The organism is Lentzea sp. NPDC005914 (genome assembly GCF_040629405.1).
Taxonomy (GTDB): Bacteria; Actinomycetota; Actinomycetes; order Mycobacteriales; family Pseudonocardiaceae; genus Lentzea.
On the sequence record NZ_JBEXVQ010000010.1, the window covers coordinates 87,526 to 109,195 of the forward strand.

The following is a 21,670-nucleotide window of genomic DNA, read 5'->3' on the forward strand; positions in this document are numbered from 1 at the left end:
CTGGCGCCTCCCGAACGTTCAACTACGCTCGGATGCGAGATCGCACCGTAACCCGACCGCACAGCGGAGGTCATCCTGTTCAGCATCACCGTCCGCGATCACGTGATGATCGCCCACAGTTTCCGCGGCGAGGTCTTCGGTCCGGCACAACGTCTCCATGGAGCAACGTTCCTGGTGGACGCTACGTTCAAACGTGCTGAGCTGGATTCGGACAACATCGTTGTCGACATCGGACTCGCCACGCAGGAGCTGAACAAGGTTCTGGCGGCGTTCAACTACCGCAATCTGGACGAGGAACCGCAGTTCGCGGGCATCAACACGTCCACGGAGTGGCTCGCGAAGCACATCGCGGACCAGCTAGCGGAGAGGATCTCCGAGGGCGCTCTGGGTGAGGGTGCTCACGGCATCGATGCGATCGCCGTCACACTTCACGAGTCCCACGTGGCGTGGGCCGGCTACGAACGTGCACTTCGTACTGCCGGCTGATGTAGACGATCCGGGCAGTCCCAGCGGCGGGAACGTCTACGACCTCAGGGTCGGGGGAGACCTCGACCGGGTGACCGTCGCTGGTGACTGGCCGTGTCCGTCCGATGTCACGGCGTTGGAGCAAACGCTTGCGGGCTTCCCGGACGGCGAGGTCGTGCTGCTCGACGGCCTGGTCAGCTGTGGTGTGCCGGAGGTCGTCGTACCGCACGCGCAACGGCTGAAGCTGGCTGTCCTGGTGCACCTGCCGCTGGCGGACGAGACCGGGCTCGACCCCGTCACGGCCGAGGCACTGAACGAGAAGGAACGCCAGGTCCTGAGGGCTGCGAGCGCGGTCATCGCGACCAGTCCCACGGCCGCGCGCAACATCAGGAGCAGGCACGGGCTCGAGGCTGTCCACGTGGTGGTTCCCGGTACCGATCCGGCGCCGAGGGCGGTGGGAACGGACGGGGTCAGCGAGCTGCTGTGCGTTGCCTCGATCACACCGCGCAAGGGTCACGACCTGCTGATCAGGGCGTTGCAGAAGATCGACTACGAGTGGCGGCTCGTGTGCGCGGGGCCGATTCGGCCGTTCGTCGGCCAGTTGCCGGAAGACGATCGCGTCAGCTTCCCCGGACCGCTCACCGGCGATGCTCTGACCAGGGCTTATGACGCCGCCGACCTGTTCGTGCTGGCGTCGCGCAACGAGACGTACGGGATGGTCGTCACCGAGGCGCTTGCACGCGGATTGCCGGTGATCGCGAGCTCGGTTCCCGACGCGCTGGGAGACGGCGGGCTGCTCATTCCAGCAGGCGACGAAAATGCATTCTTAGCTGCACTAACGCGTTGGTTTCAAGATCAGGAATTTCGTGCCGAACTGCGGGCGCGAGCACTGACGCGACGCGCACTTCTGTCCACTTGGGACGAATCCACAGAGGACCTGCGGAGGGTGCTGGCTAGTCTGCGGCCATGACCTTCGCTCCGGAATGGCTGGCACTGCGCGAGATCGCGGACGCCGAGGCTCGGTCGGCCGAGCTCGTGGATGTGGTCCGCGAAACACTGGTGAACCGAAACCGGCTGACGATCCGTGACCTGGGGTGTGGCACGGGATCGATGGGACGATGGCTCGCCGGCAGGCTCGGCGGCGTACAGCACTGGGTGCTGCACGACCGCGACCCCCGGCTGCTCGGGCTGGCGGAGGCCAGCATGAGCGAGCTGAAGAACGTCACCGTCGAGACTCGTCAGGGCGACCTCACGTCCCTGACGGCCGCTGACATCGCGGGCGCTGACCTGATCACGTGCTCCGCGCTGCTCGACCTCTTGACCGCCGATGAGATGAACGCTCTGGCCGCTGCTTGCGTAGAAGCACATGTGCCCGCACTGTTCACGCTCTCGGTGGCAGGCCGGATCGAACTGGACCCGGCCGAGCCGCTCGACGCCGCCTTCTCCGACGCGTTCAACGCTCACCAGCGCCGCGTCGTGGACGGGCGCAGGCTCCTCGGACCGGACGCCCCGGCCGCTGCTGAACAAGCATTCGTGGCAGCGGGCGCTTCGGTTCGAACGGCTTCGAGCCCCTGGCGCATGAGTTCCGACGCGCTGCTGAGGGAATGGCTCAAGGGGTGGGTGGGCGCGGCGGTCGAGCAGGAACCCGCACTGGCCGCCGAGGCATCTGACTACCTGCGCCGCAGGTCAGAGGCCACGGCAGTCGTCCACCACGTCGACCTGCTGGCGATACCGGGAGCTGCATGATGAAGCGTTTTTGGCCGTGGCTCCGCTTGCTGCTGGCGGTGGCGATCCTCGTGGGACTGGGCTTGCGCCTGGGCACGGGAGCGTTCTTGGACGGACTGCGCGCGATCGACGCGTTCTCCGTCACCGCCGCGCTGGCGATCGGGTTCGTGACGACGTTGCTCAGCGCCGGTCGCTGGGTGCTCATCGCGCGCCGCCTCGGCCTGTCGCTGTCCCTGCGCACCGCGGTCAGCGACTACTACCGGGCGCTGCTGGTCAACGCCGTACTGCCTGCGGGCGTGCTCGGCGACGTGCACCGCGCGGTCAACCACGGGCGTGAGTCCGGTGACGTCGGACGTGGCGTGCGCGCCGTGTTCTTCGAGCGCTTCGCAGGTCAGATGGTGCTCATCGGGATCGGGCTCGTGGTGCTGTTCACGCACCCCGCGCCCGGCCTCGACCTCGCGCTGAACGGCACCACGGCCGGGATCGTCCTCGCGGCCCTCGTGGCTCTCGTCGCCGTCGGCTGGCACATCAAGCCGGTGCGGAAAGCACTGGTCAACACCCTCGCGGACGGCATCCGGCTGCTCTCGCTGAAGACCTGGCCCGCGGTGCTCGGGCTGTCGGCCGCCACGGTCGCCGGGTACGTGGCGATGTTCGTGGTCGCCGCCCGCGCCGCCGGGTCGGACGCCACGCTCGCGCAGCTCACGCCGGTCGTGGTGCTGGCGCTGCTGATCATGGCCATCCCGGTCAACATCGGCGGGTTCGGGCCGCGCGAGGCGTTCCTCGCCGTGGCGTTCGGTGCCGCCGGACTGGGCGCCCAGCACGGCTTCACCACGGGCATCGTCTACGGCGTGCTCGCGTTGATCGCGGCACTGCCCGGCGCGGTCGTGCTGTTCCTCTCACGCCGTGCCAAGACCTCCGAAAAGGTCGAGGTAGTGGCTGAAGGACTCGGTCAGACCCGCGAGCAGGAGCTCGCCCTTGCGCGCTGAGGCGAGCGAGGGCCGCCCGATGACGCCGGAGTCCGTGTACGGCGCCAGACCCAGGGTGAGCATGTGCCGCCGGTCCTCCGCCAGGTGGTCAGAAGTCTCGTAACCGGGCCGGATCAGATCGGGGTGGGCGTGCAGCAGGATCGAGGTCTCCAGCTCACCCGCGTGCATGTCGCTGTACGCCGAGGTCTCGATGCCGGCCTTCTCCCTGGCGAACGCCCAGTCGTCCCTGCCGGGGAACAGTGCGAGGGTTTCGCCTTCCTGCACGATGTTCGACAGCACGTAGTTGCCGCCGTGGCCGTTCACCAGCACCAGGTGCTCGACCCCGTTGCGCCGCAAAGAGTCCGCGATGTCGTTGATGACTGAGATCAACGTGCGCGCGGAGATGCTGACGGTGCCCGGCCAGTCGGCGTGTTCCTGCGAGCACGAGAACTGGATCGGCGGCAGCAGCCGGACCCCATGTGCCTGGGAGATCTCCGACGCGATCGTCCACGCGATCACGGAGTCCGTGGCCAGCGGCAGGTGCGGGCCGTGCTGCTCGGTGCTGCCGACCGGGAGCACGGCCACGCGCTGGTCGCGGACGTCGACCGTGGTGTCACTCGGAAACATGCTGCTGACCGTAGTCAATCCGGTGGCACAGCGCCGGAATCTCCCCGTCGGCCAGCTTCGGCATCACGTCCGGGAGCTCCTCGAAGGCGCTGTGGCCGGTGATGAGCGCGTCGAACCGGTCTTCGGCCAGCAGATCCAGCGCGAGCGCCATGCGTTCGGCGTAGGAGCGGTCCGGGCGGCCGACCGTGCCGACCTGGCTGCTGCGGATGGTCAGCCTACGGGAGTGGAAGAACTCGCCCAGCGGCACGGAGATCTTCCGGTCGCCGTACCAGCTCAGCTCGATCACGCGGCCTTCCGGCGCGAGCAGGTTCAGCGCGGTGGTGAGGCCCGGTTCCGTTGCGCTGGCGTGGAAGACGAGGTCGCAGCCGTCGAGAGCGTTGTCCGGCAAGGCGAAACCGATGCCCAGGGCCCGAGCGATCGACTCACGTGCGGGATCGGCGTCCACGAGCTGGACGCGCGCGCCGGGGAACGTGGCCAGCACGGCCGCGATGCTCGACCCGACCATGCCGCCGCCGACCACCGCGATCCGGTCGCCGATCAGCGGACGCGCGTCCCACACGGCGTTCACCGCGGTCTCGACGGTGCCCGCGAGGACCGCCCTCGCCGCCGGAACCGCGTCCGGCACGACCGTCACGGAGGCTTCCGGGACGACGTAACGAGTCTGATGTGGATAGAGGCAGAACACCGTGCGCCCGAGCAGTTGTTCGGGCCCGTGTTCAACAACGCCCACGTTGAGGTACCCGTACTTGACCGGCCACGGGAAGTCGCCCTCCTGGAAAGGAGCCCTCATCACCGCGTACTGGTTCTCGGGCACGCCACCGCGGAAGACGAGGGTCTCCGTGCCGCGGCTGACCCCGGAGAACAGCGTGCGCACCTCGACGTCACCCGGTCCCGGTCCGGCCAGTGTGACCTGCCGTACCTCTCCTTCTCCGGATTTATTGAGCCAAAAGGCACTCGCCGTACGTGTCACTCACAACACCTCCGCCGCACGAAGTCCACTAGGGGCACCTGATGATCACACTTCAGCACACCAGGACATCTGCTGTCGTACGAGAGCCTGCCGCGTGGGCGGCCGCTCAGGTACTCCTGCTGGGTGTGGTCGGTGCCACGACAGGCCTCGGTCCGCTGGGCTGGGCCGCCGGCCTCGCCTACGGGTTCGCCACGTGGGCGTTCCTCGGCTACGGCATGCAACGCCACCGCACGGCGTCTCTCGGCCCCGCTGACCGGGTCACGCTGGCCCGCGGCCTGATGGTCGGCGCTGTGACCGCTCTGGTGGCCGACCGCGCTGGTCAGGACGTTCCGGTGGCGCTGGTCGTGACGCTGGCGGCGGTCGCGCTGTCACTCGACTGGGTGGACGGTCAGGTCGCTCGCCGCACCGGCACGTCGACGGCGCTCGGTGCGCGGTTCGACATGGAGGTCGACGCGTTCCTGATCCTGGTGCTGAGCGCGTACGTGGCCGTGCAGATGGGGCCGTGGGTGCTCGCGATCGGGCTCATGCGGTACGTGTTCGTGGCCGCGTCGTGGCGCTTGCGCTGGATGAACGCGCCGCTGCCGGGCAGCTACTCGCGCAAGGTCGTGGCCGCGGTGCAGGGCATCTTCCTGGTCGTGGCGGCGTCGGGGCTTCTCCCGTTCGCAGCCGTTCTCGTCGGTGTCGCGCTCGCGTCGCTGATGTGGTCGTTCGGCCGCGACGTGCTGTGGCTGTGGCGTCACGCCAGTGTGTCGGTGGGAGGATCCCGGCATGTCTGAGCAGACCACAACCGCGTCCAAGGTCGGCAACATCGTCGTCTGGATCCTGCAGATCGTGCTCGCCGTGCAGTTCGTGATGAACGGCTACGCGCTGTTCACCGACCAGTTCGTCGCCAAGTTCGACGACATCGGCTTCGGTCAGTGGTTCCGCTACCTCACCGGTGTCCTGGAGATCGCCGCCGCGATCGGCCTGGTCATCCCGCGCGTCTGCGGCATCGCGGCGCTGGCTCTCGCGGGCATCATGGGCGGCGCGGCGCTGACCGAGCTCTTCCTGGTGACCAACGGCGGCTTCAAGGCCGCGATGCTGCCGATCATCTTCATCGTGTGGGCGCTGATCATCGCGGTCTACCGCCGCGAACAGATCTTCGGCCTGCTCAAGATGGTGAAGAAGTGACTTTCGGGAAGTAGCGGAGAACCGCGACGTCCCCGACTTTCGCGACTTCCTCCAGGTGGAATCGGCGTGCCGGTCCACCGGGGAATTCGGCGGGATTCACGAAACGAGGGGCCGTCGCCTGTCCGATCAGCATCGGCGCGACCGCGATCCTGATCTCGTCCGCGAGTCCCGCTTCGAGGAACGCCGTGTGAATGCTCGTGCCTCCTTCGACCATGAGCCTTCTCACACCGCGTGCGCCCAAATCGTCCAGAATTTCTGAGAAATCGCTGAAGGTTTTGGTTTCGGCGAGATCGTCCACCGTGGTCGTGCGGCTCTTGGTGTAGACCAGCCGCGCGCCTCCGCAGTGCCAAAACCGCAGCTCAGGGTCCAGTTGCCCTTTCCTGGTCACGACGACCCGCAGCGGGTACTCCGGTTTGCCGTCCGCTATTCTCTGCGCGCGCCGCTCGTCGCTGTAGACGAGCAGGCGCGCGTTGTCGCGTCGCAACGTCTCGGCCCCGGCCAGAATCGCGTCCGACTCCGCGCGCATCCGGTCGACGTGATCGAAGTCCTCGGCGTTGGAAAGCGGGAACCTCTCGGTACCGCGGTCGTCGATGTGGCCGTCGAGGCTGACGGCGACGCTCAGCAGAACGTGCGGGCGGGTCACGGACCAGATCGTAGTGCAGTTGAACCGGTGGCGGGTCGCGCCGCGTTTACCTCATAGGTCAGGAAAGGGGATTCTCGGTGAGGATGTTGCTGCGTCGGACGGCCACGCTCTTGGCGGCGCTGTTCGTGTTGTTCGTGCTCATCGCACCGAGCGACCTGGACAAGTTCACACCGGAGGCGTTCCTGCGGGTGCCGCTCGAAGGCCTCGTGGGCGTGCTGGTGCTGGTGCTGATGCCGGACCGGTTCCGCAAGCCGTTCGCCATTCTCGGTGGTGTCGCGCTGGGGCTGTTCACGGTCGTCAAGATCATGGACATCGGGTTCGACGTGGTGCTGTACCGGCCGTTCGACCTGGTCCTCGACTGGCCGTTGCTGGTGCCCGCCCTCGACTTCGTGGACGTGACGTTCGGCCGGCTCGCCTCCGTCCTGGCCGTGGTGGCCGCGGTGGCACTGGTCGGCGGGATCGTGTTCCTGGCCTCGGTTTCGGTGATGCGGGTCAGCACGGTCGCCGCCGGGCGGCGTCCGGTGGCGATCCGCGCCGTGGCTCTCGTCGCCGTCGCGTGTGTTTCGCTTGCCGTGCCCGGGATTCCGGTCTACTCGGACGCTGCCGCCACCTCCGTGGTGGATCACGCGCGACGGGTTCAGGTCGGGCTGCACGACCAGGAGGTGTTCGCCGCGGAGGCGTCCGTCGACGCGTACCGCGGACACCCCGGGCTGCTGTCCTCGTTGCAGGGCAAGGACGTCGTCATCTCGTTCGTGGAGAGCTACGGCAAGTCGGCACTCGAGCTTCCCGACGTGTCCGCGAAGCTCGCCGACGGCAATTCACGGCTGAAGGCGGCCGGCTACACGGCCAAGTCCGCGTTCCTGACCTCGCCGACGGCCGGCGGTGGCAGCTGGATGGCGCAGGCGACGCTGCTGTCCGGGCTGTGGATCGACAACCAGCAGCGCTACCGCAACCTCGTGGCATCGGACCGGCTGACGCTGCCGCGGGCGTTCCGCGAGGCCTCGTGGCGTTCGGTGGGCGTGGTCCCCGGCATCACCCAGGCGTGGCCGGAAGGCGACTTCTTCCACTACGACAAGGTCTACGCCGCGCAGGACCTCGGCTACACCGGCCCGCGGTTCGGGTACGCGACGACGCCGGACCAGTTCACCTTGGAGTCGTTCCAACGCAACGAGCGCGCGAAGCAGGACGGCCCGGTGATGGCGGCGATCCCGCTGGTGTCCTCGCACGCGCCGTGGTCGCCGACGCCGGACTCCGTGGGCTGGGACGAGCTCGGCGACGGCTCGATCTACCGCCAGATGCCCGCCTCGAACGACCCGCCGGAGTCCATCTTCGGCCGCGACCCCGCCGCCGTGCGCGCCGACTACGGGCACTCGATCTCGTACTCGCTGGAGTCCGTCGTCTCCTACGTCGAGCGCTACGGCGACGAGAACCTCGTCCTCGTGTTCCTCGGCGACCACCAGCCGGCGCAGATGGTGACCGGCGAGGGAGCGTCGCGGGACGTGCCGATCACCATCGTCGCCAAGGACCCGGCTGTGCTGTCGAAGGTCGAGGCCTGGAAGTGGGACGACGGCATCAGGCCGGGAGGGTCGGCCCCGGTGTCGAAGATGAGCGACTTCCGGGACCAGTTCCTCTCGACCTTCTCGCCGCCGAAGCTCTGAGGAGCTTTCAGCCCATCGTCTTCTGGCCGTCGATCGTCTCGCGGATGATGTCGGCGTGGCCCGCGTGCTGCGAGGTCTCGGCCACGATGTGCACGAACACGCGCCGCGCCGACCACGTCTTGCCCTCGGGGAACCACGGTGCGGCCGGCAGCGGGTGCGAGAGGTCCATGTCGACCGTCTCGATCACCTTGTCGGTGTGGGCCGCGACCTCGTTGTAGCGCGCGATGATGCTCTCGAGCGTCTCGCCCGGCGCCATGCGGAAGTTGGCCTCGTGGTTCTCGTAGTCCGTCGAGTCCTGGCCGGTCGCCATGGCCTCGGTGCCGTGCTCGATGAACTTGACCCAGTTCTCCTCGACCGACGCGACGTGCTTGATGAGGCCGCCGATCGACAGCGCGCTGACCGTCGGGCTGGAGGCGGCCTGCTCGTCGGTGAGTCCCTGGGCGGTGAACGTGAGGAACCAGCGGTGCTGCCGCAGGGTCTCGAGGAGGTCCGCGCGCTCGCCGGTGAGGGTCTCGGTGGTGGTCATCGCTCTTGTCCTTCGCTCGTTTGTCCCGACACGAAGGACTGTATGACCACTTGAGGTCAGCTTGTGTCCTAGACGAACGGCCGTTCAAGCGAAACTTGAGCCATTTGAGCCTGACCTGTGCCTCACTCTGCGTCACTCAGTCGAAAGGGGTGTTCGATCGGTCTGGTCCAGGCATTTCCGCGACGTGTCCGGGTGGCTAAGGTGAAGAATCTTCGCTTCTTGGAGGAACCGATGCTGGTCGTGGCCGCGCTGCTCGCCTCGTTGCTCGTGGCACCCACCGCGGACGAGCCCGCGCCCACGCCACCGCTGGGCTGGAACTCGTGGAACACGTTCGGCTGCGACATCAGCGAGTCGAAGATCCGCGAGACCGCCGACGCGATGGTGTCGTCGGGCATGCGGGACGCCGGCTACGAGTACGTCGTGATCGACGACTGCTGGTTCGACCCGGCACGGGACGCGTCCGGTGCACTGCGGGGCAGCCCGGAGAGGTTCCCCAGCGGCATGAAGGCCATGGGCGACTACCTGCACGCGCGGGGCCTCAAGTTCGGCATCTACCAGGTGCCGACGGGCCGCACGTGCGCCCAGCGCGGCAACGCCTACCCCGGCTCGACCGGCAGCGCGGGCCACGAGGCGCAGGACGCGCGGACGTTCGCCTCCTGGGGCGTCGACTACCTGAAGTACGACTGGTGCTCGCCGGAGGGCAGCCGCGATGAGCAGGTCACGCGGTTCTCGTTGATGCGGGACGCGTTGCGCGCCACCGGAAGGCCGATCGTCTACAGCATCAACCCGAACAGCTACCACGCGACGACCGGTGACGACTACCACTGGGGTCAGGTCGCCGACCTCTGGCGCACGACCGAGGACGTGCTCGACATCTGGCAGAACGGCAACGCCAACAGCTACCCGATGGGCGTGGTCAACGCGGTCGACGTCAACGCACCCCTTGCCGCGCAAACGGGTCCGGGGCACTTCAACGACCCCGACATGCTGGTGGCCGGACGTCCGGGGCTGACGCTGACCGAGTCGCGGTCGCACTTCGCGCTGTGGGCGTTGATGGCGGCGCCGTTGATGGCGGGCAACGACATCCGCTCGATGTCGCCGGACATCAGCGCGTTGTTGCGGAACTCCCGGTTGATCGCGATCGACCAGGACCCGCTGGGCGCGGGCGGGCGCAGGGTGCGGGACAACGTCTACGTCAAGCCGCTGGCGGACGGGTCGGTCGCGGTCGGGTTGTTCAACCGCGGCAACGCTTCCGCGACGTTGAGCGCGTCGACCAGCGAGATCGGGTTGTCCGGTGGCGGATTCACGATCGTCGACCAGTGGACCGGGGCTGCCGTGAGCTCGTTGGCGGCTGACGTGCCCGCGCACGGTGTGGCGGTGTTCAAGGTCAGCGGTGGCACGCCGATCCCGTCGAGCACGTTCTCCTTGCGCGGCACCGGATCCGGTCGCTGCATGGACGTGTCGGGACCGTCCACCGCACCCGGCGCCGAGGTGATCCTCTACGACTGCCACGGCGCGGCCAACCAGCTGTGGACGTCGTGGCCGAACGGTGAGGTGCGGGTGTTCGGCGACCGTTGCCTCGACGCGGCAGGCACGTCACCGGGCTCGAAGGTGGTCTCCTGGTCGTGCCACGGCGCCGCGAACCAGCAGTGGCGGTTCAACTCCGACGGCACGATCGTCGGCGTGCAGTCGGGGCTGTGCCTGGACGCGTCCGGTGCGGGAACGGGGAACAACACGCGGCTGATCGTGTGGACCTGCACCGGACAGAGCAACCAGAAGTGGAGCCGTTAGCCCCGCAACGCCGACCTTTTCATTCCGGCCCGTGCGACAGGCAGGTTTTGCCAGACTCGTCGCATGCGTCTCGTGCTGTCGTTACTGCTGGTCCTGACCGCCTGCTCGTCCGCACCCGCCGACCCGAAAACACTGCTCGACCAGTGGCTCGACGTCATCCGCAGGCAGAAGTCCGTGCGGTTCAACGTCGAGATCAAGGCCGAGGGCAACGATCCGTGGCGGCGCACGTTCGCGGGCGTTCAGCACGTCAACCTCGGCGGCGGTGCCATAGAACAGCGGGACGTCACCGCGCACACCGAGTACCGGTACGGCGTCACGGACTACCGCGCGGTGGTCCTCGGCAACGACACCTACCTGCAGCACGACGAACTGACGTTGCCGCCCGGCAAGACGTTCGCGGTGCTGGAAACGCAGGGCGCGAGCTGGACGTGGAACTACCTGACGAACCTGTCCCTCAACGAGAACGACTACCACCCCGGCAGCGTGTTCGGCGACCTCGACCGCGACACGTTGCGGCTGATCGAGCACACGGGCGACCGGTACGTGTTCAGCGCGGGCGGGGTGCCGCACTCCGGCAGCTACGTGAACGGCGACGTGCGGCTCGTCGTCGAGGTGGATGACGATGACCGCGTGGTGAAGGCCGAGCGCACCGGGCCTTCCGCGGACCGGCAGCAGGAACACCGCATCGCTTCGTACAGCCAATGGGGCACCGCGCCGGACGTGTTGCGACCAGCGGCCGAGACCGTCGCGAAACCGGCGGAGGTCGTCGTGCGCGGGCGCTAGTGTCGGAGGCATGATTGCCGAGGATCTCCAGCGATACCTGCAAGATTCACGCAACTCGATCGTGTCCTCTTTGGACGGACTGAGTGAGTACGACGTGCGCCGCCCGCTCGTGCCCAGCGGCACCAACCTGCTCGGCCTGGTGAAGCACCTGATCGGAATCGAGTTCGGTTACCTCGGCGACAGCGTGGGCCGTCCCGGGCCGCTGCTGCCGTGGGTCGAGGACAAGTCGGTCTGGGAGAACGGCGACATGTGGGCCAAGCCGTCCGAGAGCCGCGAGTACGTCGTCGACCTGTATCGCGCGTCGTGGAAGCACACCGACGAGTCGATCGCGTCGCTGCCGCTGGACGCGCCTGCGTCAGTGGAGTGGTGGCCGGAGCACAAGCGCCAGACCACGTTCGGGCACCTGCTCGTCCGCGTCGTGGCCGAGACCGCGCAGCACGCCGGCCACTGCGACATCGTGCGGGAGTTGATCGACGGCCGGTCCGGCGCGGACAACCCCGAGGGCTTCTACGACCTGGTCCTGAGCATGGCGAGCGCGCCGACCACCGGGCCCGGCACCAGCAGCAGGAACGCGTAGCGCCAGGTCACGAGCTCGGCCAGCAGCGGCACGAGCTGGATGCTGACCACCGTCAGGCCGAACCCGATGGCCGTCAGCGCGGTGAGCGCCGTCCCGACGTAGCGCGGGTCGGCGACCTCGCTCAACGACGCGGAGAACACCCCGGAGTCGGCGATCACCGACGCGCCCCACACCGCGCAGAACGCGATCAGCAGCGGCGTGCCCCAGGCCAGCGGCGAGAGCAGGCAGCAGAGTCCGCTCACCGTGAGCGCGCCGACGGCGGCGGGCGCGCGGCCGAACCGGTCCGCCGCCCAGCCGCCCGCGAGGCAGCCGGCGAACCCCGCGACGCCCATCGTGAGGAACACGGTGAGCCCCACCGGTTCGCTGCTGCTCAGCAGGAACGTCGGCAGCCACGTCCACAGCGCGTACAGCTCCCACATGTGCCCGAAGTAGCCGAGGTTCACGAGCCGCGGCTTGCGTTCGCGGAACATCTGCAGGGCGTAGCGCGGGTTGAGCTGGGCGGTCGTGGCGGTCAGGAACGGGCCCGGCCGGACGAACGCGAGTGCGGTGACGGCGCCGAGGAACGCGATCACGGCGGCGGTCACGAGCACTTCGCGCCACGGCAGCTGCCCGAAGACGTGGGGGAGTGCGGAGCCGAGCGTCAACGCGCCGATGAGCACGCCCAGCGCCCGGCCGCGGTTCCTCGTCTCCGACCAGGACGCCATCAGCTTCATGCCCACCGGGTAGACGCCGGCCAGCGCCACGCCGGTGAGGAACCGCAGGGGGATCGCGCTGCCGAGCCCGTCCACGGTGAGCCCGAGCACCAGCGTGAACGCCGCACCCGCCGCCGCGGAGATCGCGAGCAGCAGGTGCGGGGTCTGGGCGAACGCACCCTTGTGGCCGGGCAGGTTCGTCACGGTCGTCTCCATGACCGCGCGGCTCTCCTGGTGCAGCGGGTCGGCGGGATCAGCGCGCGGCCCGTTCTGCAGGTAGCTCACGGCCTTGAGTTTCGGGGCGTTGCGGTCGGAGATGTCCCACGTGCGGACCGTCGGGCGGCGCAGGTAGGGCGAGGGCGCCTTGACCGGGTCGAGGATGATGTTGCGAGGCTCGGCGTAGTCGGAGGTCACGAGGATGTTCAGGTCCTCGCGGGCCTGGATGCCGTGCGGGTTCGCGCACGACGGCGCACCGAGTCGCGGCAGGTTCAGGCACAGCTTCTCGTCGTCGCCCTGCGGTGTCGCGGCGGACGTCTGCGACAACACCTCGCCGTTCTTGCCGAACCGCAGCAGCGCACCCGGCGAGCCCGCGAAACCGTTGCCCACCACCGTTTGCCCGTTGGCGTAGGTGTACGGGCCCGGCACCACGGGACCGCCCATGTAGGTGCCGTACGCCGTGCCGTCCTTCAACGTCCAGTAGGCGTCCGGCACCGACCCGCCGAGCGTGTTCGTCGGCAGGCTGATTCCCTTGAGCTTCAACTGCGGGAGCGCGCTCACGTCGAACGCGTAGGTGGCTGCCGCGAACAGCGCGCCCGCGTAGACCGTGTCGCCCTTGTGCCACACGTACTGCATGTGGTGCGGCTCGTTCTCGACCAACGGCCCGACGGTCGCGGTGTTCACGACCTTGCCGTAGCTCGGCGAGCCCTCGGTCGCGTCGATCACGGCCAGGAAGTCAGGCCCCGGCACCGCGTTGGTGACCTTGCCGAGCCCACCGGTGAGGCTTCCCGGCAGGTTCTTGAGGTCCTTCACCAGCGTGTCGGCGATGTTCTCGTCTCCAGCCCAGACGAGAAGCCACTTCTTGCGGCCGGCACTCAGCGTTTGCGCTTCCTGGGTGAGGTGGTTCTTCACCCAGTACTGCTTGCCGTCCGATGCCGTCTTGCTGTCCACGACCGTCTGCACATCGGCATAAGCCGGGGAGTTGTCCCCGCTCGCCGTCACCACGCCGGCCGCGAGTACCGCCACCGCGGCTCCGGCCAGAGTTTTTCGCCATCGCATTGCAGTCTTCTCCTTGTTTCGGGCACGCCGAAATCGCCGTTTCTGACGCAGCGCAGAAACCGGCGTTGATGCGGAAAGAGGGGGTGCTCAGTGAGCGTGACAGAGTGCGCTGGCCTGCTGGCGCAGGTCCACGTGAAGGCGTCCTACCAGGACGACAGCGGTGCACATGGGCCTGAGGATCTCGATAGCCGACCGATGTTGTCAATCCGCCGACCAAAGAGTGGGAGAAGTCGAATATCGGTTCAGGGACTATATCGGCGACCGAAGTTTCGAATTGTCACACTATTCGTGCCGGCCGCATTCATCGTGCGAAAGCAAGTGATGCTCGGTTACCCTCGCTCGCGGAGCGCCCGGAGCCGCGCCGTCGCAACTGGCGTCACGCACCTGTCTCCATTGGTGGCAAGAAGAAACTCCTCCTGATCCCACTCGAGGCCCGCCGCGACGCAGTGCACCGCCGTTCCGACGGCACGGGGGCGCGGCGTCCTCGGGCTGGTCGGGGGTGCGCGACCGCGTTCGGGCCGTGATCATCGCGTGCTGGTCCAGGCTCATTTCCGGCTGATACGCGAACCCTCGTGTATCACCAGCGGTAATTCAGGTGTTGACGTCCGGAATTCCGTCGCTCTACGTTTGTGTCCAATCGGACTTTCCCCGCCTGTGTCCGGGCGTCATTTCCCTGCATTGACAGAACCTGAAAAGGTGATGATCACATGAACGCGCCTGCAATCGTTCTGCTGAGTGGCGGACTCGATTCCGCCACAGTGCTCGCCATCGCGAAGCAGCAAGGCTTTCTCCCTTACGCGCTGAGCTTCAGCTACGGCCAGCGGCACAGCGTCGAGCTCGAGGCGGCCACACGGGTCGCCGAGCAGGCGGGCGTGGCGCGGCACATCGTGGCCGACATCGACCTGCGGGTCTTCGGCGGGTCGGCGCTGACCGACGACATCGCCGTGCCCAAGGGCCGTGACGAGGAGCAGATGGCCGGCGAGATCCCGCCGACCTACGTGCCGGGCCGCAACACCATCTTCCTGTCGTTCGCGCTGGCATATGCCGAGGTCGTGGGCGCGCGGGACGTGTTCACCGGCGTCAACGCGGTCGACTACAGCGGCTATCCCGACTGTCGTCCCGAGTACATCGACGCCTACGAGGCGATGGCCAATCTCGCCACGAAGTCCGCCATCGAGGGCGACGGGCGCATCCGGGTGCACGCGCCGTTGATCGACATGACCAAGGCCGAGATCGTCCGGAAGGGCCTCGAACTCGGGGTCGACTACTCGCTCACGTCGAGCTGCTACGACCCGTCGCCGGAAGGCGTCGCGTGCGGTACGTGCGACACGTGCGTGCTGCGTTTGAAGGGATTCCACGAGGCGGGCATCGCCGACCCCGTGCGCTACCTGGCAGTGCCGGCATGACGTACTTCGTCAAAGAAATCTTCTACACGTTGCAGGGGGAGGGCCGGCACGCCGGGCGTCCCGCGGTCTTCTGCCGATTCTCCCGCTGCAACCTGTGGACCGGTCTGGAAAAGGACAGGCATCGCGCGGTCTGTCAATTCTGCGACACGGATTTCGTCGGCACCGACGGCGTCAACGGCGGAAAGTTCGCCACCGCGGAGCAATTGGCGAATGCCGTCGCAAACGTGTGGGAAGCCGACTCGGACGAGGAGCGGTTCGTGGTCTGCACCGGCGGCGAACCGCTGCTGCAGCTCGACATCGCGGCCATCGACGCGTTGCACGACCGCGGCTTCGAGATCTCCGTGGAGACCAACGGCACGCAGGTCCCGCCGCCCGGCATCGACTGGCTGTGCGTGAGCCCGAAGCTCGGCTCCGAGCTGGTCGCGACCAGCGGCCACGAGCTGAAGCTGGTCTTCCCCCAGGCCAACGGCGAACCCGAACGGTTCGAGCACCTGCGGTTCGAGTCGTTCCGGCTGCAGCCGATGGACGGCCCGGACGTGGTGGCCAACACCGCGGCTGCGATCGACTACTGCAAGCGCAACCCGAAGTGGAGCCTGTCCGTGCAGACCCACAAGTACCTGGGGATCGCATGAGCGCCTACACGGTGTCCGTGCGGCACAACTTCGAGACGGCGCACCGGCTGCCACACCTGGCCGGCAAGTGCGTGAACCTGCACGGCCACTCGTGGTGGATGGAGGCCAAGGTGTCCGCGCCGGCCCTGCAGGCCGGTGCCGTCGTCGAGTTCGGCGCGTTGAAGGCCCGTGTCCGCGAGTGGATCGACACGAACCTCGACCACGGCGCGATGCTCGGAGCCGCGGATCCGTTGGCGGACGTGCTGTCCGAGCACAAGAGCAAGGTCTACCGGTTCGGCGCTCCCGACCCGGAAGGTGCCGAGCAGCTCGCCGCCACGCTCGCCCATCCGACCGTCGAAGCCGTCGCCGAGCTCATCGCCCGCGTCGTCGAGGACGCCCTGCGCGACCTGCCGAGCGCGCCCGGCGCCCGCGTCGCCGAGGTGACCGTGCGCGAGACGCACGTCAACTCCGCGTCCTGGCGCTCCACCGGAAAGGACTCCTCATGACCGTCATCACGGTGTCGCGCGCCGACTCCGGTGTCGCCGAGGCCGCCGAGCACGCGCGGGCGATGTTCACCGCGCTCGGCATCCCTTGCGATACAACGTCGACCGAACGGACACCGCTGCGGTTCGTGCGGGCGCTGGCCGAGCTGACCAGCGGCCTGCGCCTGGACCCGACCCGGCACCTGCGCGTGCAGTTCCCGCCGGAGTCGGTGAACCAGGGCGTGATCGCGGCGGTCGACGTGCCGTTCGTGGCGCTGTGCGAGCACCACGTGCTGCCGTTCCTGGGCCGGGCCACCGTCGCGTACCTGCCCTCGCCCGGCGGTCAGATCGTCGGTTTGTCCAAGCTGGCCAGGGTGATCCAGGAGTTCGCGGCCCGCCCCCAGGTCCAGGAACGGCTGGGGGAGCAGGTGGTCGAGGCGCTGATGGGTCACCTGGCGGCGTCGGGTGCCGCGTGCCTGATCCGGTCCGAGCACGCGTGCCTGACGTTGCGCGGCGCCGAGGCTCACGGCGCGGCGATGGTGACCTCGCACCTGGCCGGCGACTTCACCACGGACGCCTCGTTGCGCACGCAGGTGATGGGCCTGGCGCCGACCTACATCAGGAGGTGAGCTCATGACAGATCTGCTGCACACCGGATACCGCGGGCCGCACGCGCTCAGCAACCGCGGCTGGCTCGACTTCGTGGCTCGTCTTGAGCGCCGCGAGGAGATCGCCCTCGTGCGGTCGCTGACGTCGGGCAACTCACGAGCGCTCGACGTCGGCGGCGGCACCGGCGAGCTGACCCGCGCGGTCGCCGTGCAGTTGGGCGGCTGCACGGCGGTCGAACCTCACACAGATCGGGCAACGCGGCTGCGGGAAACGGGCGGGGACATCGAGATCCTGCCGGGCAGCGCGGAGAGCCTGCCGTTCGACGACGGCATGTTCGACGTGGTGCTGGCCAACTGGATCCTGCCCTATGTCACCGATCTCGAAGGCGCCGTGCGGGAGATCGCCCGCGTGACCGACCTCTCGCACCCCGAGGCCAAGGTCGTGTTCATCGGCGGCGCACCGGACAACGAGCTCGTGGCGTTGCTGAACGAGACCTGCGTCCCCGTCGCCGGCGAGCCACCCGACGATCAGGGGTATTTGCTGGCGGTGGCGGCGGAGGTGCTGGCGCGCAACGGGTTCAGCCGGTTCACCTCGTACCGGACGGAGGCGGCGCTGCACTTCCCCGAGTCCGATCCGGAGGAGCGGCTGCGTGCGGCCGCCAGGACGCTGGTGAACTTCTGGTACGAGGACCACCCGGCCGCGCCCGAGATGCTGACGGCCGTGGAACCCGCGCTGCGACGGCATTTCGCCCGCCGTCCGCACGCGGTGGGCGATCAGGGCGTGGTGCTGGTCGCCCGCCCGTGAGTGTCAGACCTGTCTGACACGATAGGAGTGGGGAGCTCGGCCCCCGTGGCGGGGGGCCGAGTCGGAATCGATTCACGCCCAGGTGGCGACTCAGGCCCTGGTGCCGATTCCCGCGATCGCGCGCACTTCCATCTCCGCCGCCTTGGCGGCGTTCTCCGGCTCGGCCTTCGAGAAGATCGTGCCCAGGAACCCGCACAGGAACGAGAACGGGATCGACACCAGGCCGGGGTTGCCCAGCGGGAACCACGCGAAGTCGATGTCCGGGAAGATCGACGTCTTCGCGCCGGACATCACCGGCGAGGAGAGGATCAGCAGCAGGCACGAGCCCAGGCCGCCGTAGATGCTCCACAGCGTGCCCGTGGTGTTGAAGCGCCGCCAGAAGATCGTGTAGAGGATCGTCGACAGGTTCGCGGACGCGGCCAGGGCCAGCGCCAAAGACACCAGGAACGCCACGTTCTGGCCGTTCGCCGCGATACCACCGATGATCGACAGCACGCCGACGACGACGGCGGTCAGGCGCGCGACGCGGATCTCCTTGCGCGGCTCGGCGTTCCCGCGCTTGATCACGTTCGCGTACACGTCGTGGGCGAACGAGGCCGAGGCAGCCAGGGTCAGGCCCGCGACCACCGCGAGGATCGTGGCGAACGCGACAGCGGACACGATGCCCAGCAGCACCGCGCCACCGATCCGGAACGCCAGCAGTGGCGCGGCGGAGTTCTCGCCACCCGGTGCGGCGGCGATGGTGTCGGTGCCCACCAGGGCCATCGCGCCGAAGCCGATCACCAGCGTGCACAGGTAGAAGATCACCATCGTCCAGGTCGCCCACACGACCGAACGACGGGCCTCCGAGGCGTTCGGCACGGTGTAGAAGCGCATCAGCACGTGCGGCAGAGAAGCGATGCCCAGCACCAGGGACAGCGCCAGCGACACGAAGTCCAGTTTGGACATCGTGCTGAAGCCGTACTTCGCGCCGGGGTCGAGGACGGCCTCGCCGAGCTTGTTGTGCTCGGTGGCCTGCTGCATGATCGCGGACAGGCTGAAGCCGAACTTGCCGAGCAGGAAGACGCTCATCAGCGTCACGCAGAGCAGCAGCAGGACGGCCTTGATGATCTGCACCCACGTGGTGCCCTTCATGCCGCCGACGAGCACGTAGAGCACCATGACCATGCCGACCACCGCGATCAGCAGCGCCTGTCCCCACTTCGAGGACACGTTGAGCAGCAACGCGATCAGGCCGCCCGCGCCCGCCATCTGCGCGATCATGTAGAAGAACGAGATCACCAGGGTCGCGTTCGCGGCGGCGGCGCGGACCGGGCGCTGCTTCATCCGGAACGCCAGCACGTCGCCGACGGTGAAGCGGCCGGTGTTGCGCAGGCCCTCGGCGATCAGCAGCAGGCCGACCAGCCACGCGACGACCCAGCCGACGGAGTAGAGGAACCCGTCGTAGCCGTGCGCCGCGATGCCGCCGGAGATGCCGAGGAACGACGCGGCCGACAGGAAGTCACCGGACAGCGCCACGCCGTTCTGGGCGCCGGTGAACGAGCTGCCCGCCGCGTAGTAGTCCGACGCCGTCACGTTCCGGCTCGAGGCGCGGTAGACGATGTAGAGGGTGATCAGGACGAACACGGCGAAGACGCTGAGGTTCAGCACCGGGTTGCCGGTGGTGGGCATGCCTTACTCCTCGACGCCTGTCTTCTCTGCGAGCAATTTGCGCTGCGGGTCCAGCCGTCGCTTTGCGTAACGGGCATAACCGAGCGTGATGAGGATCGACGTGACGAACTGCCCGAGTCCCAGCAGGATCCCGAGGTTGATCACACCGATTACCTTCGTGCTGACGAACTCGTGCGCATACGCGGACAGCAGCACGAACGTCAAGTAGGACGCGAGGAACAACACGGTCATCGGGAAGATGAACGTCGTGAGTCGCCGGCGGAGGGCACGGAATTCGTCGGTCTGCGCAATGAGCGCGAAGTTCGGTTTGCCGTTCGAATCGACGTACGACAAAGCCTCCGGGTCGTCGAACGACGCGAATCCCCGGATTTCCCGATGTTCGTGCTGCGTTTCGCCAGGCGACCACATCGCCTTGGTCATGTACCCCTGCCCCTCCTACGTGCGGCGCTCACTGTAGCGCTCTCACGTGTGCAGTCAACGCGCCCGAGTACCGGGAAACGGGCAAAATCGGACACCGCATTCGTCTCAAATGGTTGAACGCGAGGTCTGCACGGCACTGTTAACCCGCTGTTGCCCTGACGTTGCGTCATATGCAACAGCGTTCGACGACGTTCGACAGGTCCAGACCGTTGTCGCACGTGTACACCTGGCCTAGGATCGTTCGGTCCGCTGTTTTTGGTGACGGTTGGGGATAAAGTGGGGTTCTTAGCGCGCGAACGCACAGTCGCGCCTCCCGGATGGAACCGCTGGCTCGTTCCGCCAGCAGCACTGGCGATTCATCTCTCCATTGGTCAGGCCTACGCCTGGAGCGTCTTCAAGACGCCTCTGGAGAAATCTCTCGGTATCACGGGAACGCAGTCGGCCCTGCCCTTCCAGCTCGGCATCGTGATGCTCGGGCTGTCGGCGGCGGTGCTCGGTACGACCGTCGAGCGCAGGGGACCGCGCTGGGCGATGTTCATGTCGCTGGTCTGCTTCTGCTCCGGTCTGCTGATCTCCGCGGTCGGCGTGTGGGCGGGCATGTACTGGGTCGTCGTCCTGGGCTACGGCCTGGTCGGTGGCATCGGTCTCGGCATCGGCTACATCTCGCCGGTCTCGACGCTGATCAAGTGGTTCCCCGACCGGCCGGGCATGGCGACCGGCATCGCCATCATGGGCTTCGGCGGCGGAGCGTTGATCGCGTCACCGTGGTCGACCTCGATGCTGACGGCGTTCGGCAACACCTCGACGTCGGGCATCGGCAAGGCCTTCCTGATCCACGGCCTCGCCTACGCGGTCTTCATGAGCGTCGGCGTCCTGCTGATCCGCCTGCCCTCCAAGGAGTTCACGGAGGAGAAGGCAGCCCTTCTCAAGGACAAGCCGAAGGCCACGGTCGGCTTCAACGTCTCGGCGAACAACGCGATCAAGACGCCGCAGTTCTGGCTGCTCTGGGTCGTGCTGTGCTTCAACGTCACCGCGGGCATCGGCATCCTGGAGAAGGCCGCGCCGATGCTGGTCGACTTCTTCAAGGAGTCCTCGACGCCGGTCCTCGCGACGGCCGCCACCGGTTTCGTGGCACTGCTCAGCGCCGCCAACATGGCCGGCCGCTTCATCTGGTCGTCCACCTCGGACATCGTGGGACGCAAGAACATCTACCGCCTCTACCTGGGCGTCGGCGCGCTGCTCTACCTGGTGCTGCTGACGTTCGGCCCGACCAGCACCCCGCTGTTCGTGGTCGCGGCGATGGTGATCCTGTCGTTCTACGGCGGCGGCTTCGCCACGATTCCCGCCTACCTGCGCGACCTGTTCGGCACCTACCAGGTCGGCGCGATCCACGGCCGCCTGCTGACCGCGTGGTCGGTCGCTGGTGTCCTCGGGCCGCTGATCGTCAACGCCATCGCGGACGCGGGCAAGAAGGCGGGCCACGTCGGTCCCGACTTGTACGCCACGTCGTTCTACATCATGATCTCGCTGCTGGTCGTCGGTTTCGTCGCGAACGAGTTGGTCCGCCCGGTCAACCCGAAGTTCCACGAGCCCGCGGCCGCCGCTGAGGAGACCGAGAAGCCCGTGTCCAAGACGGACGACGAGGCCACGGTCACCAAGTGGAACGAGGCGGAGGCGGCTGACATCGCCGAGGCCGCCGACAAGGAAGACGCGGACGACGCGGAAGGCGTGGTGCGGAAGTGAACTCCCAGCGCTTGTTGCTGATCGGTGCGTGGTTGTGGGTGGGCATCCCGCTCGCCT

23 protein-coding genes are annotated in these 21,670 nt (G+C 67.7%); 16 read left to right on the forward strand and 7 right to left on the reverse strand.

The features are described from left to right. The first annotated feature begins 75 nt into the window (after positions 1–75). Genes ABZ345_RS16640 through ABZ345_RS16655 form a run of 4 tightly spaced genes read left to right on the forward strand, consistent with a single transcriptional unit; the run spans position 76 to position 3,176 of the window. Positions 76–486, forward strand: a complete 411-nt coding sequence (locus ABZ345_RS16640; RefSeq protein ID WP_112265495.1) for a 6-carboxytetrahydropterin synthase — start codon at positions 76–78, stop codon at positions 484–486. Beyond that, the gene (locus ABZ345_RS16645; RefSeq protein WP_359848608.1) at positions 464–1,435 is read left to right on the forward strand and encodes a glycosyltransferase family 4 protein; all 972 of its coding nucleotides are present in this window, start codon (positions 464–466) and stop codon (positions 1,433–1,435) included. Before ABZ345_RS16640 ends, ABZ345_RS16645 begins: the two co-directional genes overlap by 23 nt. Next, positions 1,432–2,211 (forward strand): class I SAM-dependent methyltransferase, encoded by a 780-nt coding sequence (locus tag ABZ345_RS16650; protein ID WP_359848611.1) that lies wholly within the window; start codon positions 1,432–1,434, stop codon positions 2,209–2,211. The genes ABZ345_RS16645 and ABZ345_RS16650 overlap by 4 nt, the downstream gene beginning before the upstream one ends. Then, positions 2,208–3,176, forward strand: coding sequence for a lysylphosphatidylglycerol synthase transmembrane domain-containing protein (locus ABZ345_RS16655; RefSeq protein WP_359848614.1), 969 nt, complete (start codon positions 2,208–2,210; stop codon positions 3,174–3,176). Before ABZ345_RS16650 ends, ABZ345_RS16655 begins: the two co-directional genes overlap by 4 nt. Here the strand turns inward: ABZ345_RS16655 and ABZ345_RS16660 are convergent. Together ABZ345_RS16660 and ABZ345_RS16665 are read right to left on the reverse strand one after the other, a co-directional pair. Further along, entirely contained in the window at positions 3,087–3,782 is a 696-nt protein-coding gene (locus ABZ345_RS16660) for a creatininase family protein (RefSeq protein WP_359848616.1), read from the reverse strand. The two genes, ABZ345_RS16655 and ABZ345_RS16660, sit on opposite strands and share 90 nt — an antisense overlap. Next, a complete protein-coding gene (locus tag ABZ345_RS16665) occupies positions 3,769–4,752 on the reverse strand; it encodes a zinc-binding alcohol dehydrogenase (protein WP_359848619.1) in 984 nt (327 codons plus the stop codon). Before ABZ345_RS16665 ends, ABZ345_RS16660 begins: the two co-directional genes overlap by 14 nt. A 41-nt stretch (positions 4,753–4,793) precedes the next feature. Between ABZ345_RS16665 and ABZ345_RS16670 the strand changes: the two genes are divergently transcribed. Next, entirely contained in the window at positions 4,794–5,528 is a 735-nt protein-coding gene (locus ABZ345_RS16670; protein WP_359848622.1) for a CDP-alcohol phosphatidyltransferase family protein, read from the forward strand. Next, complete coding sequence (locus tag ABZ345_RS16675; protein ID WP_359848625.1) at positions 5,521–5,922, forward strand: DoxX family protein; 402 nt, start codon at positions 5,521–5,523, stop codon at positions 5,920–5,922. Before ABZ345_RS16670 ends, ABZ345_RS16675 begins: the two co-directional genes overlap by 8 nt. Here ABZ345_RS16675 and ABZ345_RS16680 read toward each other — a convergent pair. After that, positions 5,903–6,565: a dihydrofolate reductase family protein gene (locus ABZ345_RS16680; RefSeq protein WP_359848628.1), complete on the reverse strand. Its 663-nt coding sequence runs from the start codon at positions 6,563–6,565 to the stop codon at positions 5,903–5,905. The two genes, ABZ345_RS16675 and ABZ345_RS16680, sit on opposite strands and share 20 nt — an antisense overlap. Before the next feature lie 83 nt (positions 6,566–6,648). Here ABZ345_RS16680 and ABZ345_RS16685 point away from each other — a divergent pair, with 83 nt between their 5' ends. Beyond that, positions 6,649–8,223, forward strand: a complete 1,575-nt coding sequence (locus ABZ345_RS16685) for a sulfatase-like hydrolase/transferase (protein WP_359849076.1) — start codon at positions 6,649–6,651, stop codon at positions 8,221–8,223. Positions 8,224–8,230: 7 nt separating this feature from the next. On the opposite strand, the gene ABZ345_RS16690 is transcribed toward ABZ345_RS16685, so the two are convergent. Continuing rightward, complete coding sequence (locus ABZ345_RS16690; protein WP_359848631.1) at positions 8,231–8,749, reverse strand: DinB family protein; 519 nt, start codon at positions 8,747–8,749, stop codon at positions 8,231–8,233. A 201-nt stretch (positions 8,750–8,950) separates the two neighbouring features. On the opposite strand from ABZ345_RS16690, the gene ABZ345_RS16695 reads away from it, so the two are divergent. The 3 genes from ABZ345_RS16695 to ABZ345_RS16705 all read left to right on the forward strand — a co-directional run bounded on the left by ABZ345_RS16695 (position 8,951) and on the right by ABZ345_RS16705 (position 11,900). Then, a complete protein-coding gene (locus ABZ345_RS16695; protein ID WP_359848634.1) occupies positions 8,951–10,540 on the forward strand; it encodes a ricin-type beta-trefoil lectin domain protein in 1,590 nt (529 codons plus the stop codon). Positions 10,541–10,603: 63 nt separating this feature from the next. Beyond that, positions 10,604–11,323, forward strand: a complete 720-nt coding sequence (locus ABZ345_RS16700) for a hypothetical protein (protein ID WP_359848637.1) — start codon at positions 10,604–10,606, stop codon at positions 11,321–11,323. Positions 11,324–11,333: 10 nt separating this feature from the next. Further along, positions 11,334–11,900, forward strand: a complete 567-nt coding sequence (locus ABZ345_RS16705) for a DinB family protein (RefSeq protein WP_359848640.1) — start codon at positions 11,334–11,336, stop codon at positions 11,898–11,900. Here ABZ345_RS16705 and ABZ345_RS16710 read toward each other — a convergent pair. Further along, positions 11,831–13,867, reverse strand: a complete 2,037-nt coding sequence (locus ABZ345_RS16710) for an MFS transporter (protein WP_359848643.1) — start codon at positions 13,865–13,867, stop codon at positions 11,831–11,833. The genes ABZ345_RS16705 and ABZ345_RS16710 overlap by 70 nt on opposite strands. 707 nt (positions 13,868–14,574) lie before the next feature. On the opposite strand from ABZ345_RS16710, the gene queC reads away from it, so the two are divergent. The 5 genes from queC to ABZ345_RS16735 are packed head-to-tail and all read left to right on the forward strand — an operon-like array spanning position 14,575 to position 17,779. Continuing rightward, the gene (gene queC, locus ABZ345_RS16715) at positions 14,575–15,273 is read left to right on the forward strand and encodes a 7-cyano-7-deazaguanine synthase QueC (protein WP_359848646.1); all 699 of its coding nucleotides are present in this window, start codon (positions 14,575–14,577) and stop codon (positions 15,271–15,273) included. Further along, complete coding sequence (gene queE / locus ABZ345_RS16720) at positions 15,270–15,905, forward strand: 7-carboxy-7-deazaguanine synthase (RefSeq protein WP_359848649.1); 636 nt, start codon at positions 15,270–15,272, stop codon at positions 15,903–15,905. Before queC ends, queE begins: the two co-directional genes overlap by 4 nt. Next, positions 15,902–16,390, forward strand: a complete 489-nt coding sequence (locus ABZ345_RS16725) for a 6-carboxytetrahydropterin synthase (protein ID WP_359848652.1) — start codon at positions 15,902–15,904, stop codon at positions 16,388–16,390. Before queE ends, ABZ345_RS16725 begins: the two co-directional genes overlap by 4 nt. Continuing rightward, positions 16,387–16,995, forward strand: a complete 609-nt coding sequence (gene folE / locus ABZ345_RS16730) for a GTP cyclohydrolase I (protein WP_359848655.1) — start codon at positions 16,387–16,389, stop codon at positions 16,993–16,995. The genes ABZ345_RS16725 and folE overlap by 4 nt, the downstream gene beginning before the upstream one ends. A gap of 4 nt (positions 16,996–16,999) precedes the next feature. Then, positions 17,000–17,779 (forward strand): class I SAM-dependent methyltransferase, encoded by a 780-nt coding sequence (locus tag ABZ345_RS16735; protein WP_359848658.1) that lies wholly within the window; start codon positions 17,000–17,002, stop codon positions 17,777–17,779. A gap of 90 nt (positions 17,780–17,869) precedes the next feature. Here ABZ345_RS16735 and ABZ345_RS16740 read toward each other — a convergent pair whose 3' ends face one another. Then, positions 17,870–19,450: a cation acetate symporter gene (locus ABZ345_RS16740; protein ID WP_359848661.1), complete on the reverse strand. Its 1,581-nt coding sequence runs from the start codon at positions 19,448–19,450 to the stop codon at positions 17,870–17,872. A 3-nt stretch (positions 19,451–19,453) separates the two neighbouring features. Next, positions 19,454–19,870, reverse strand: a complete 417-nt coding sequence (locus ABZ345_RS16745) for a DUF485 domain-containing protein (RefSeq protein ID WP_359848664.1) — start codon at positions 19,868–19,870, stop codon at positions 19,454–19,456. 276 nt (positions 19,871–20,146) lie between these two features. Here ABZ345_RS16745 and ABZ345_RS16750 point away from each other — a divergent pair, with 276 nt between their 5' ends. Then, complete coding sequence (locus tag ABZ345_RS16750) at positions 20,147–21,613, forward strand: OFA family MFS transporter (RefSeq protein WP_359848667.1); 1,467 nt, start codon at positions 20,147–20,149, stop codon at positions 21,611–21,613. Positions 21,614–21,670 lie beyond the last annotated feature (57 nt).